This window comes from Sporolactobacillus terrae DSM 11697 (genome assembly GCF_000648615.1).
In the GTDB taxonomy this organism is placed as follows: domain Bacteria; phylum Bacillota; class Bacilli; order Bacillales; family Sporolactobacillaceae; genus Sporolactobacillus; species Sporolactobacillus terrae.
The window spans coordinates 120,942-134,267 of sequence record NZ_JFZC01000089.1 but is presented as its reverse complement, the minus strand read 5'-3'; the positions used below and the strand labels follow the sequence as shown (position 1 = coordinate 134,267).

13 protein-coding genes are annotated in these 13,326 nt (G+C 44.3%); all 13 read right to left on the bottom strand.

Annotated elements, in window-relative coordinates:
- Nucleotides 1-5: 5 nt before the first annotated feature.
- Entirely contained in the window at nt 6-452 is a 447-nt protein-coding gene (gene flgC / locus AA84_RS0115365; RefSeq protein ID WP_028977947.1) for a flagellar basal body rod protein FlgC, read from the bottom strand.
- Nucleotides 452-829 carry a flagellar basal body rod protein FlgB gene (gene flgB / locus AA84_RS0115360; RefSeq protein WP_051578080.1) on the bottom strand — a complete coding sequence of 126 codons (378 nt, stop codon included), beginning with the start codon at nt 827-829 and terminating at the stop codon, nt 452-454. Before flgB ends, flgC begins: the two co-directional genes overlap by 1 nt.
- A gap of 986 nt (nt 830-1,815) precedes the next feature.
- Nucleotides 1,816-2,592: a GTP-sensing pleiotropic transcriptional regulator CodY gene (gene codY / locus AA84_RS0115355; RefSeq protein WP_028977945.1), complete on the bottom strand. Its 777-nt coding sequence runs from the start codon at nt 2,590-2,592 to the stop codon at nt 1,816-1,818.
- Nucleotides 2,593-3,083: 491 nt separating this feature from the next.
- Nucleotides 3,084-4,391 carry an FADH(2)-oxidizing methylenetetrahydrofolate--tRNA-(uracil(54)-C(5))-methyltransferase TrmFO gene (trmFO, locus tag AA84_RS0115350; RefSeq protein ID WP_028977944.1) on the bottom strand — a complete coding sequence of 436 codons (1,308 nt, stop codon included), beginning with the start codon at nt 4,389-4,391 and terminating at the stop codon, nt 3,084-3,086.
- 34 nt (nt 4,392-4,425) lie between these two features.
- Entirely contained in the window at nt 4,426-6,513 is a 2,088-nt protein-coding gene (gene topA / locus AA84_RS0115345; RefSeq protein WP_028977943.1) for a type I DNA topoisomerase, read from the bottom strand.
- 137 nt (nt 6,514-6,650) lie between these two features.
- Complete coding sequence (gene dprA / locus AA84_RS0115340; protein ID WP_028977942.1) at nt 6,651-7,529, bottom strand: DNA-processing protein DprA; 879 nt, start codon at nt 7,527-7,529, stop codon at nt 6,651-6,653.
- Nucleotides 7,530-7,681: 152 nt separating this feature from the next.
- Nucleotides 7,682-7,966, bottom strand: coding sequence for an EscU/YscU/HrcU family type III secretion system export apparatus switch protein (locus tag AA84_RS0115335; protein ID WP_028977941.1), 285 nt, complete (start codon nt 7,964-7,966; stop codon nt 7,682-7,684).
- Entirely contained in the window at nt 7,966-9,495 is a 1,530-nt protein-coding gene (locus AA84_RS0115330) for a hypothetical protein (protein ID WP_028977940.1), read from the bottom strand. Before AA84_RS0115330 ends, AA84_RS0115335 begins: the two co-directional genes overlap by 1 nt.
- Before the next feature lie 24 nt (nt 9,496-9,519).
- Entirely contained in the window at nt 9,520-10,281 is a 762-nt protein-coding gene (locus AA84_RS0115325) for a ribonuclease HII (RefSeq protein WP_028977939.1), read from the bottom strand.
- Nucleotides 10,282-10,349: 68 nt separating this feature from the next.
- Nucleotides 10,350-11,216 (bottom strand): ribosome biogenesis GTPase YlqF, encoded by an 867-nt coding sequence (ylqF, locus tag AA84_RS0115320; RefSeq protein ID WP_028977938.1) that lies wholly within the window; start codon nt 11,214-11,216, stop codon nt 10,350-10,352.
- Between the two features lie 345 nt (nt 11,217-11,561).
- Nucleotides 11,562-11,903 (bottom strand): 50S ribosomal protein L19, encoded by a 342-nt coding sequence (gene rplS / locus AA84_RS0115310; protein ID WP_010023499.1) that lies wholly within the window; start codon nt 11,901-11,903, stop codon nt 11,562-11,564.
- A 141-nt stretch (nt 11,904-12,044) separates the two neighbouring features.
- A complete protein-coding gene (gene trmD / locus AA84_RS0115305; RefSeq protein WP_028977936.1) occupies nt 12,045-12,788 on the bottom strand; it encodes a tRNA (guanosine(37)-N1)-methyltransferase TrmD in 744 nt (247 codons plus the stop codon).
- On the bottom strand, nt 12,778-13,305 hold the full coding sequence (gene rimM, locus AA84_RS0115300) for a ribosome maturation factor RimM (protein WP_028977935.1): 528 nt from the start codon (nt 13,303-13,305) through the stop codon (nt 12,778-12,780). The genes trmD and rimM overlap by 11 nt, the downstream gene beginning before the upstream one ends.
- Nucleotides 13,306-13,326 lie beyond the last annotated feature (21 nt).

Here is a 13,326-nt window from a genome sequence, read left to right as displayed (position 1 = left end):
CCAGCCTACCTTCCTATTTCTAATGCTCGGGACAGTATGTTTTTATTTGCGTTCATCACTGTAACCCCTGCTTCGTAAGCGCGGTTGGCATCCATCAGGTCGACCATTTCTTTTAATGGATCAACATTGGATTGACGTACATAACCGGCATCATCAGCATCAGGATTTTGTGGGTCGTATTTCACTGGGAAGGCAGTCGGATCTTCACTTACCGAGGCCACTTCGACCCCACCGGATGCGTTGCCGAGCGCCTGATTAAAATGAGTATCAAACGCATGCGAATCAATCGTCTTTAGGTTGACAACTTTTCTCGTGTACGGTTCCCAGTGTCCATTCACGTAGCGACCTCGTGTTGTATCTTGATTTGCAATATTCGCTGACAGGACATCCATCCGAAAACGCTGTGCTGTCAATCCAGAAGCCGAAACATTAAGTCCGCTGAACATCCCCATTATTTAGCGCCTCCTAAAACAATGTTAAACTTTTGAAATTGATCGCTTGCAGCTTGGCTCAACGTTTGATAAAGCAGCTGATTTTGTGCCAGTTCAGACATTTCATGCTCTAGGTCAACATTGTTTCCATTATTTTGTACCGCACCAAATGAATCGTTCGCGATTCGGAAACCTGTTTCACCAGCGGAAGAGAAGTTTAGATGCTTTGGATTGGTCCGATTCGCTTGCATTTTACTGTCAAGAACGTCTTCAAACAACACTTTTTTTGCTTTGTAATCCGGCGTATCAACATTAGCAATATTTTGAGCGATTGCGTTTTGAGCGGCTATTGATCTGTTCAACCCTTGTTCCAAAGCAGTCATTGGGGTTATTTGCATGATCATCTCACCCTTTCATTTCTTGCAGATAAGTACTGACAAGACACAATCTTTACGCTATCTATTTTATCAATTATTCGACTAAAGTTCACGATGTTTTCTATTAGTCGACTAAATTCGACAGACACAAGCATTTTTTTGTGGGCGTTTTGACTCTTGAATTTCCATTGTTTTCCATATTAAGCATAAAAAACATTCAATGTATGCGTTTTCGATTTTTACCCAAAAATAAAAAAAGGTCTTATGAACTACCTGTCCAAACTTTCGGTTTATTCTCAATAATCAGATGCTATATTTGATTGAATTCATCGCAAAAGCATCGTAAAACTGCTGCTTCTACCTTACTGGCCCTTGCCTTTACTGCGAATGATTGCAGGCAGAGATTTGCGTCGCTCGCGATCAACAGATCCGCTCCGCAGGCGTCTTGCCTTATGTATTCGAACTGATTAAGCTGGTATCGGCAAATCCAAAGTCATAAGCCTTATTTACTTGTAAGGAAAATTGGGGGAAAAACACCTGGTCCTTACTTCCCCAGCATGCATTGACTTCCGCGTCGAGCACAGGACACGCCTTTAGCAGCGTCCGATCCCTAATCTTCAGCCATGTGTGATGGAGTCGTGTCTTTTCAGTGCTGAATCGTCGCTTCGGTTACTTGCTTGCCGCGGGCGCACCGCGAACCTCCTCAGACAGGCAGGCATCTGCGGGGTCTCGTTGGCACACATCAACTAAGCGTGATCCCGCAGGTGTCCCGCGCCCCTCAAGCGGGTCATGGATGCATCAGTTCAGCACTTTGCTTTAGACTTCCTTCAGATTCTCCCTCACGGGAGACACCCTTGTCCTCAGCTAGTAGTTCCGACCGCTACGGCCTACGACGGACTTACACCGCCAAGTTATCGTCCATGCCGGGCGCACTAAAAAAGGACCTTTGGCAATTTATAAATTGCCAAAGGTCCTTTGATGACACCAAAGCTATGATTTTTCGAAGCTTATTCGCCCTTGATTCGGTTCAGCTCATAAAGGAACTTATCATTCAGTACTTTAATATAAGTACCCTTCATTCCGAGTGAACGTGATTCGATCACGCCGGCACTTTCTAATTTGCGCAGTGCATTGACAATGACCGAACGCGTGATGCCGACTCGATCGGCAATTTTACTTGCAACCAGCAAACCTTCCTTGCCGTCCAGCTCTTCGAAAATATGCTCAATTGCTTCAAGTTCGCTGTACGATAACGATCCGATTGCCATCTGAACGATCGCTTTCTCACGTGCTTCTTCTTCAACCTCATCGGTTTTTTCACGCAGGATTTCCATCCCAACAACGGTTGCCCCATACTCTGCAAGGATGAGATCCTCGTCGGCGAATGTTTCTCCAAGACGCGAAAGGATTAAAGTTCCTAAACGTTCGCCGCCACCTACAATCGGAACGACCGTTGTCAAACCATTTTTGAACAGTTCCTTATTTTCATCAGGAAAAATACTGAATTCACTGTCCACATCAATATTAGACGAAGTTTGGACTACAGAAAACAAGCTCTGAGTATAATCGTCAGGCAACTGCCTGCTTTCAAACATCTTTTGAATCCGTTCGTTATCAAATTCCAGTTTCAAAGACATACCCAAAATTTTTCCCCGACGGCTGACAACAAACGTGTTGGTTTGAATGACATCGCGCAGCGTTTGCGCCATTTCATTAAAATCAACCTGTGTTTTAGTACCTTGTAATAATTGATTAATCTTTCTAGTTTTTTCAAGCAACGTCATCATAATTCCTCCTAAAAACAACAAATACTGAGTTAAAGTGTTTGGCTGAGAAACAACTACTTGTACAATCCTAATGAGTCCATTTGCCATCCGCTTTTAAATGCAGACCGCAGCAAATGAATCGAATCTGTTCTATTGGGTTAAACATAATTAGTTTTCCAAAAATTGTAGTCAATCTTCCCAACCAAGAAGTTTTCAAACCGTGTACCCTATCTGCAATGCAAAGAAGCATCGCTTGCAGTCTCGTCAGAATATTGAATCTTTATACGCTTTCATAAAATAAAGCCGCAATACGATGGGCAGGCACCCCCCCATTGTACTGAGCCCCCTGATTCGGTCTGTGTCATCCATTACTGTTTCTATAAAATCTATAAATGGTCAAAAATTCTCGTATTAAAACATCTATAGTTATGATGATCAAGGAAAACTCGCTAAACCGACAAATCCTGCTTACTTATGTTAGCACACGGTATTTAAATTAGCAATAATATTTATAATTTTATAACAAAATCATTGAGGCTGTCTAACGCTCGTGCAGCATAGCGTTCTCCACGTATTTTTTTATCCTTAATGCGTTCATTCAACGGTGGCAATAAACCAAAGTTTGCATTCATCGGCTGAAAATTCTTTGAACTGGCCGTTGTAATGTAGTGGGCCATACTGCCAATTACAGTTTCTTTTGGGAATTTCATGGGCAGTTCTGCCACTGCGAGACGCGCTGCATTGATTCCAGCAATTAGTCCTGAAGCTGCCGATTCCACATAGCCTTCAACACCGGTCATTTGCCCTGCAAAAAACAGCTTATCGTTCACCTTTGTCTGATACGTTGGCTTGAGTAAAGATGGAGCGTTAAGAAATGTATTTCGATGCATCACACCATAACGCACAATCTCTGCATCTTCCAAACCAGGAATCAGATGAAAGACACGTTTCTGCTCGCCCCATTTCAAATGCGTTTGGAACCCTACCATATTAAAAAGTGTACCCGCAGAATTGTCTTGCCGCAGCTGCACAACCGCGTACGGCCGCTTGCCGGTCTTAGGATCTTCTAGACCGACCGGTTTCAAAGGACCAAACAAAAGGGTTTTTGCGCCTTGCCTTGCCATAATTTCAACGGGCATGCAGCCGCTAAAATACTTCTCTTGTTCAAACGCTTTTAAAGGAGCGGTCTCAGCAGTCGTCAGCTCATGGAAGAATGCCTCAAATTCCTCCTTGTTCATCGGACAATTTAAATACGCCGCATCGCCCTTGTCATACCGTGATTTTAAATAAACCTTATCACGATTAATCGTTTCCCCATCAATAATAGGTGCTGCAGCATCATAAAAATAAAAATAATCTTCACCCGTCAAACGCTTTATCTCTTCTGATAGCGATGCAGAGGTTAATGGACCGGTAGCGATGATCGTCGGCGCCTGCGGAATGGTTGCCGCCTCATCATTTATTACGGTTACATTCGGCAATTCTTTTAGTTTACTTGTGACAATCCCGGAAAAATCATGACGATCAACGGCAAGGGCTCCCCCTGCCGGAACTGCTGCGGAGTCGGCAGCGGCAATAATCAATGAGTCAAGGCGACGCATCTCTTCTTTAAGGATGCCAACCGCATTGGTAAGACTGTTTGATCGAAGCGAGTTGGTGCATACAAGTTCCGCAAATTTATCCGTATGATGCGCCGGTGTCTGCTTTTTCGGGCGCATTTCGTAGAGTGTAACTGGAATGCCTCTTTTTGCGATCTGCCATGCTGCTTCACTGCCTGCTAGCCCGGCACCGATAACATTGACTGATTGTCCTGCCATTAATCTTCCTCATTTCTTTAATCATTTCAGACGATTACTGTGCCTCTTCTTTATAGTCGCATTTCGGACACTCAACGGATTTGCCGTTTTTCGTCTTTTTTTCAACCAAATAGGAATCACATTTTGGACACTTGCGCTGAATCGGTTTGTCCCATGAGACAAAGTCACATTCAGGATAACGATCGCATCCGTAGAAAATACGCCTTTTTTTGCTTCTGCGCTCAACGACCTCACCTTTACCGCATTTTGGGCACGGTACACCTGTTTTCTTCAATATTGGTTTTGTATTTCGGCATTCCGGAAAGTTGGAACATGCAAGGAACTTGCCGAACCTTCCCATCTTATAAACCATTTCATGCCCACATTTCTCACATTTAATGCCTGCAGGCTCATCTTTAATGGATACCGACTGCATTTCCTTTTCAGCTTTGGCCAGCCGCTTTGAGAAGTCCTCATAGAAATGATCAATCAGAGTAATCCAGTTTCTTTGGCCCTCTTCAACTTCGTCCAAATCTGTTTCCATCTTAGCCGTAAAATCAATATTTATGATTTCAGGAAAAAATTCAACAATCAGATTCAGTACGACCTCGCCTAGTTCAGTAGGCACAAATCGCTTCGCGTCCATTGTCACATAGTTGCGTCGCTGAATCGTATCAATCGTCGGTGCATAGGTAGAAGGCCGACCAATTCCGATTTCTTCCATTTTTTTCACGAGTGTTGCTTCGGTATAGCGTGGCGGCGGTTGGGTAAAATGCTGTTTCGGATCTGTTTGATCTTGCAGCGCTTGCATTCCATTCTCCAGTTCAGGAAGATCATTCTCTTTAGCCTTTGCAGCAGTCTTCTTTTTCGGATCATCACTGCCTTCAACGTAAACCTTCATAAACCCTTGAAATTTAACCTTAGAACCTGATGCCCGGAATATAACCCCGTTCTGTTCAAGATCTGCACGTACTGTATCCAAAATTGCCGGTGCCATTTGACTTGCAACGAAGCGCTCCCAAATAAGCTTATACAACTTATATTGATCACGGCTCAAATAGTCTTTTATTTCCTTTGGCTGCCTCAATACAGAGGTGGGACGCACACCTTCATGGGCATCTTGTGTATTTTCCGATTTTTTAGCTTTCTGAGGTTTATTATTATAATAGTTTTCGCCGTAATTCTCAAAAATAAAGGATTTTGCTTCCGTTTTAGCAACCTCGGAAATGCGTGTAGAATCTGTTCTCATATAAGTAATGAGTCCGGTGCTGCCTTGTTTGCCAAGCGCAATTCCTTCGTAAAGCTGCTGCGCAATCATCATGGTTTTTCGCGCTCTGAAATTCAGCTTTCTCGCAGCTTCCTGCTGCAGCGAGGAAGTCGTAAAGGGCACAACCGGATAGCGCAGGCGTTCTTTCTTCTGAACGTTTTGAACGGTAAACGTTTGATCCTTTATCTTTGCGAGGACGTTTTTTACATCATCCTCAGTTTTCAATTCTTTCTTTTTTCCGTCAATGCCGTAGAATGCAGCCTCAAACGATTCGTCGCCGACTCGAAAGGAGCTGCCGATCGACCAGTATTCTTCCGGAACGAATGCTTTTATTTCTTTTTCGCGTTCCATGATCATACGCAGTGCGACCGATTGAACACGTCCAGCACTCAGCCCTTTTTTCACCTTTTTCCATAAAAGTGGGCTAATGTTATAACCGACAAGCCGATCGAGAATACGTCTTGCTTGTTGTGCATCAACCAAGTCCATGTTGATCGTACGCGGCTTTTTAAACGCTGCCTTAATCGCCGGTTTCGTAATTTCGTTAAAAACAACGCGGCAGGCGGAATGATCATCGATATCAAGACTGTGAGCAAGATGCCATGCAATTGCTTCTCCTTCGCGATCGGGGTCGGCTGCAAGGTATACTTTTTTCGCTTTTTTTGCGGCACTTTTCAGTTCTTTGAGCACTGGTCCTTTTCCGCGAATCGTAATATAACGCGGCTTAAAGTGATCATTCACATCAATGCCCATCTGACTTTTCGGCAGATCGCGAACATGCCCCATTGATGCCTTCACTTCATATTTTGAACCAAGATAACGCTTTATTGTTTTCGCTTTAGCGGGAGATTCGACAATGACGAGATAATCATTCATGATTGTTCTCCCCCTTTCTGTGAATAGTCAAATCTTCACTAATAGTAATGATTGATGAAAGCTTTGTCAAACATTAACAGGACTGCAAGGTCAATGATCCGTAAGGAAAGCCGAATCGCCGGCCTCTTTTCGTAATATTATTCCATTCTCCAATTTAATTCCTGGATAATATCCTGCCAATCACAGACCAGTTTCGCGCCTTGCTGAATAAGACGATGCGTTCCACCACAGGTTTCCTTAAAAATAGAGCCCGGAACCGCAAACACATCACGACCTTGATCAAGGGCTTGATCAGCAGTAATTAACGAACCGCTCTTTTCTTTTGCCTCAATCACTAATGTTCCCAATGTCATTCCGCTTATGATTCGATTTCGTTCTGGGAAACGCCAACGTTCCGGCCGGGCATCAGGTGGATACTCACTGATCACAAGCTGCGCAGCACACATCTGTTTGAACAGGAAATGGTTCTGCCTTGGGTAAGGGTGGTTCAGTCCGGAACCAAGCACGGCAATCGTTTGATGCGCCAATGCCTGCTGGTGCGCCATCCCATCGATTCCCATCGCCATTCCGCTGACAATGGTCCACCCACTCTTAATTAACGGAACGACAATTTTGTTAATAATCTGAAGTGCTTCACGACTTGGATGCCTCGTACCTACTACACTTAGCATTTTTGTTTCATTTAATAACGAAACATTTCCTTTGGCATAGATTAAATACGGCGGGTCAAAAATATGCTTCAATAATTTAGGATACGATGAATGTTGAAAGGATATGGGGGTAATCTGCTGTGCGTGAAGCATTGACAGCAGTTTATTGGCGTCTAGCTGATGAAGATCGTCAACAAAAATCGTTGCTTTTGCTTGAGATAAATGAAAAAATTGCTGGATATCACGTGTTGAATAGTTGCGGAAGCGGATTAAATTCGGATCTCGTTGCAACAGTCGCCAAATCATCTTTCTGCCCACTCCGCGACAATGATTGAGGACAATTAATTCACGTGTAAAGTGATCCATGGACACACCTGCCAATACAAAAAAGTAGTGTACAATAAAAACGATTAAACAAATAAAAGAAGGGATCAAGCGAAATCAGGTAAGCGATTAGAGCATGAGGGCACCTAAGCGGAAGTAGCAAACGGCAGTCAAAATGAGGTCAAATTATTTTTTCATTCTTTTTTTTCTGAAACTTGTTCATCCACAGTATAGATGAAATCAAATAATTCCGCAACGATTTGATAGAGTTCAGGCGGAATCGTCTGTTCCAAGTCGAGCTGCCCAAGTACTGAGACAAGTTCAGGGTCTTCTTGAATAGGAACATGATGCTGTTTCGCCTCCATAATGATACGCTCCGCCAGTTGATCATCTCCTTTAGCAACGACCCGCGGCGCCTGATCTTCTCCTTTTTGATAACTCAGTGCAACAGCTTTCTTCTTTCGTTCAGAATGTACCATTATATTTCCACATCCATACGATAAGTGGTTTGGGTGAGCGGTTCAGACACTCTTTTTTTTAGCTGTTCATCAATTTGGGCAGACTGAGACAAGGAAAGCAATCGGTAACCCAAGGCTGCAAGCCGTTTACTCAGCAGAGATTCTCCAGCTTTTAAAAAGGGGCGCACATCCATGTGATCATTTTGTATATTGATTGACAAGCAGCGATTTTGACTATACAGCGTGATCAAGGTTTCTTTCAGATGTGCGAGGTCAAGTAATAGTGCAATGGTGCATGAATCCGGATCCAACTTTCCCTTTCTGTCCCGTTTGCTTTCAAGATATACCGACACATTCGTCAGCGATTGATTATGGGGAACGGGAATCTGCAAAGAAAACTGTGCAACAAATGGATCAGCTGCTGCCAGTTGCAATTGTTGCCCGGTAATCTTTTGAACAATCATCTGCGCTGTTTCACGAACTGATTGCGGCATTGTCTGATTTTGGGAAACTGCAACCAAGTGCCCCTTCAAGGTATCCAAAGGCAAACTGCTTTCTTTTGTCTGTGCCTCTTGCTGTTGACCGATCCGAAATTCGTAGTCGAATCCCAATTTCTTAAGCATCGTGAAAAATAAGTTTTCCCCATCACCTGCATGAAACGGTTGTTTAATTTCCGAATGTTCTGTGACAAATGTGAAAAAGTTTTCAAAAAATTGTTGTGGCGTTTGTTTCAGACTCATCTTGTTTAACAGTATAGCAAGTGCTTTGGGTTCATTGGCCCCAGCGATAAATGAAGCGACAGCTGGTCTAAGATCGTTTGTGTGAGCGGTGCCTGCTTGGGTCGACAGATATTCCGTTAACAACGTACCGCTCTTCTCAGCACCGATTTGATGCAAGAATTTTGCAATCGCCTGTTGCGGAGGGAAGTCGATGAAAGCGTGCAGTGCGGCTTTCAACTTTTGGATGGCCGGATGATCTGACTGCATCTGCTCAACCACTTGAATCAACTGATTGAGCTGCGTCTGTATCGGATCTGACCCTGACAATGCCCGGGCAGCTTTAAAAAAGGATTCTGAAAGCGGCAGCTGCTTCTCTTGCAGCCAGCGAACTGCTTGCAAGTCTGTCGCTAAATCCCGACTCATCGATAATAGCGCACGCACATGCTGAATCGGTTCTCGCGAGACCGGCATGTTGTGATCGAGAAAGAATTGAACAATTTTTCGGGTCAATCCATCATTTTTCAAGTCGAGGGCCTGAGTGACCGAATCAGCTGCATTATGTACATGTTCCGTAAACGATGCAGAAGGTGTGCGCGCAATCAGCTTCGCACGCACTTCATTTGGCTTTTGCTCAAGCTGAAATAAGTATTCCTTTCCCATTTCCAATGGCGGTTCCACAGCTGCAACCTTTGCCACGATTTGCTTTGCACCAAGCCGGACAATGGCGGTTCGGTCGGGAAGCAGTTCAAGAACCTTGCCGCGCAGTATTTGTTCCGGAGCATAGGCACCGATCATTTGGCTTTGACTGATTGCATAAGGCTGGAAGTTCACACAATCACCTTCTCATAGGCGTGTTCACGATTTAAGGGGCGCAAAGGTCATTCGGTGTTCCGGACATGTGCCTAAGCGCTCGATCGCCTTTAAATGAGCTTTTGTTCCATATCCTTTATGAGATGCAAAATCGTATCCGGGATAAACGGAATCAAGATCACACATCAAACGATCCCGCGTTACTTTAGCCAGAATGGACGCTGCTGCAATGGAGTTGCTGCGCGCATCACCTTTGATCAGTGACGTTTGCGGAATGTCTAGCGGTAGTTCCATCGCATCGATCAGCAAATGATCCGGCTGGCGATCCATTTGCTTGACTGCCCGTACCATTGCTTTTTTGGCCGCTTGATAAATATTGATTGCATCGATTTCCTGAGCCGATGCAATTCCGATCCCGTAAAACGCTGCGGATTCACGTATTTGATCGTATAAGAAGTCCCGTTTTGCCGCAGTGAGTTGTTTTGAATCGTTAATCCCCGGTATCACCGTCTCAGGTTTGAGCACAACGCAGGCTGCCACAACCGGGCCGGCCAGCGGACCGCGACCTGCCTCATCAATGCCGGCAACTCGTTGCGCACCAGCCAGCCGAGCTTCGTTCTCAAAGTGATTCATTTGATGGTACCGTTCAACGAGAGCTTGCAGATGTGCGCGTTTCTTCTCCCATTTAACCAAGAGCTGCCGGACACCCGCACGCGAATCGGTACGAAGCTGCTGCTGCTCCTCTTCACTTAGACTAATACCATCCGATAATCTCGTTTTAAGTTCAGCAATCGTCATTCGTCTCATTTATTTTCTTCCCCTGTATTCTCTATATCGGACGCAGTTACCTATCTATTTAGCACTTCAGACACCATTCACGGCCATTCAAGTGTTAATGGTCCAATTTTTTGTCCTCTAAAATCGCGAATAATTAGCTCAGAAACGCGATCATAATTAATCATACCGCCGCTCATTAAGCAACCTCTTTTTTTACCAATTTGATCAAATACCTTGATAATTAGGTTCTGATCGTCCACTCCATCAAGTTCAGGAAGATCGGTTAATTGAAAACGCTTTGCAAAAGCTTCTCGATAATAAACGAGCATTGTTTTTATTAAGAAGAACGCGATTTCTTGAAAATCAAGCAATTCCTCCTTAATTGCACCGGTTGCCGCAAGACGGAGACCGACTTGTGGATCATCGAATTTCGGCCATAAGATCCCCGGTGTATCCAGCAGTTCCATTGTCTTTCCAACCTTAATCCATTGCTGAGCCGTCGTCACCCCTGGACGATCGCCGATTTTTGCGATCTTTTTCCCAGCAAGACGGTTAATCAAGGTCGATTTCCCAACATTAGGAATACCTAAAATCAAGGCGCGATCTGCATGTGGTCGGAAACCTTTGTCCTCCAATTTCTTTCTCCTTGTAGCAGTCAACTGGCGGACAGCTTCTGGAATCATGGAAACGCCTTGTCCGGTTTGACTGTTCACCAAATGAACTTTTAAACCATGCCCTTCAAAATAATTCTGCCATGCTTTTGTCGCACGTCGATCCGCCATATCCATTTTATTCATCAGCAAAAGTCTCGGTTTCCCTGTTGCAATTTCGTCTACCAGTGGATTTCTTGAAGACATTGGAACCCTGCTGTCAACCAGTTCGATCACAACATCGATTTGCTTGATTTTCTCAATCATCTGTCGCTTTGCTTTGGCCATATGGCCGGGATACCATTGAATCGCCATTATATAATCCTCCAATCTAAATTTTCTTCAGTTCGGTTATGCGCTTCAGTAACGTCTGTCCCATCCGCAAATACTCCGGAGACGTAAATAATATCGGTTTCAGAAAAAAAGTACAGTCCGAGAGCCTCCGCGTACACTCCATTTCCTAGGGTACCTTCCTTGGCTCGCTGATCCTGCAAGCGTCTCGCCTTTCGTATCTGTGGCTGATTTATTAAAGATCTTCTACTTCTTCTCCGTAACCGTCAAACGCAAATTTTATGACTTCTTATCTCGTAAAAAAACGAAGAGGCTCGGTCACCCCAAGCCTCTCCTTTTTGTTTCTGTGTACTTTGACGTTCAAATCGCTTATCTGCTCTTAATACGTGCTTTTTTACCACGCAGAGCACGCAGATAGTACAACTTCGCACGACGTACTTTACCATGACGAACCACTTCGATCTTATCGATCTTCGGCGAGTTCACTGGGAACGCACGTTCAACACCAACACCGTAAGAAATCTTACGTACGGTAAACGTTGCGCTAATGCCGCTGCCATGACGTTTGATCACAACACCTTCAAAGACCTGAATACGTTCGTGTGAACCTTCAACGATCTTTACGTGCACTTTGAGCGTATCGCCAGGACGAAAATCCGGGAGATCTGAACGCAGTTGTTCTTTGGTAATTTCATCAATAATATGAGACATGAGGAATGTCCTCCTTCCGCACAAATGCTCATGCATCCTTATAGAACGCAGCGGAACATCGTATTCACTGGCAATTGCCACGCATTCAATCATAACATAATTAAAAGATTGGTTGCAAGCTTTTTTGTACCCATGCATCGGTTACTTATTGTCAGAATCCTTTTCCCATGCACGCAGCCATTTTTCTTCTTGATCGGTTAAACAAAGTCCTTCAAGCAGATCCGGCCGTCGTTCATAGGTTCGGCGAAGCGATTCTTTTAAGCGCCATTCCGCAATCTTTTCATGATTCCCCGAGAGCAGTAGATCAGGGACTTTCATTCCTCGAAAATCAGCCGGTCGGGTATAATGCGGATGCTCTAATAAGCCGGTGGAAAATGAGTCTGTTACTGCCGATGTATCATTTCCCAGTACTCCAGGAAGAAGACGAACAACACTGTCGATCATCGCCATTGCGGCAAGCTCCCCGCCAGTCATTACAAAGTCCCCAATCGAATATTCATCGGTTGCCAAGTGTTGCGGAATTCGCTCATCAAAGCCTTCATAATGACCACAAATAAAAATAAGGCCAGACTCCTTTGAAAGCAACTCTGCATCGCGTTGCTTAAATGGTTTGCCCTGTGGCGAGGTTAAAATAATGCGCGGTTTTGCACATTGCTTACTGCGTACCGCATCAACGGCGTCAAACAGTGGTTGCGGCATCAGAACCATACCTGCTCCGCCGCCAAACGGGTAGTCGTCAACCTTATTATGTTTGTTCGTCGTGAAATCTCTGAAATTTGTTACCCTAAAAGAAACAGCACCTTTTTCCGCTGCTTTACCGATGATTGAGCTTTGCAAGACACCGTCAAACATTTCTGGAAAAAGGGAAAGGATGTCAATCTTCATGGTCAATCAACCCCGGGATTAAGTGAACGATCACTTTTTTCGTTTTCATATCGACTTTTCTCACAACATCGCGAATATAAGGAATTAAAACATCCGCTGCACCGGTATCCACAACCCAGACATCATTTGCACCTGGAGACAGAATCTCTTTAATGGTTCCCAGTTCTTTTCCTGTATCGGTGATTACGTCCATACCGATGATCTGATGATAATAAAAGTCGCCTTCCTCAAGCTCAGATAATTGTGCTTCTGTTACAAACAGTGAGCACCCTTTATACTTTTCTACATCATTAATCGATGGAAGGCCTTCAAATTTCAAACAATCAAATTGTTTGTGTTTCCGGTAATTGCTTACCTTCAGCGGCTTATAATCACCGTTTTTCTGATCGCGTACATAGAGCGTAGCACCTTTTGCATAGCGTTCGTCCGCAAAATCGGTAGCGCTGATTACACGCACCTCACCACGGATTCCCTGCGTGTTTACAATTTTTCCAACATAAAGCCACTGAACAGCCATTGATGAGCCTCCTTGGGTATA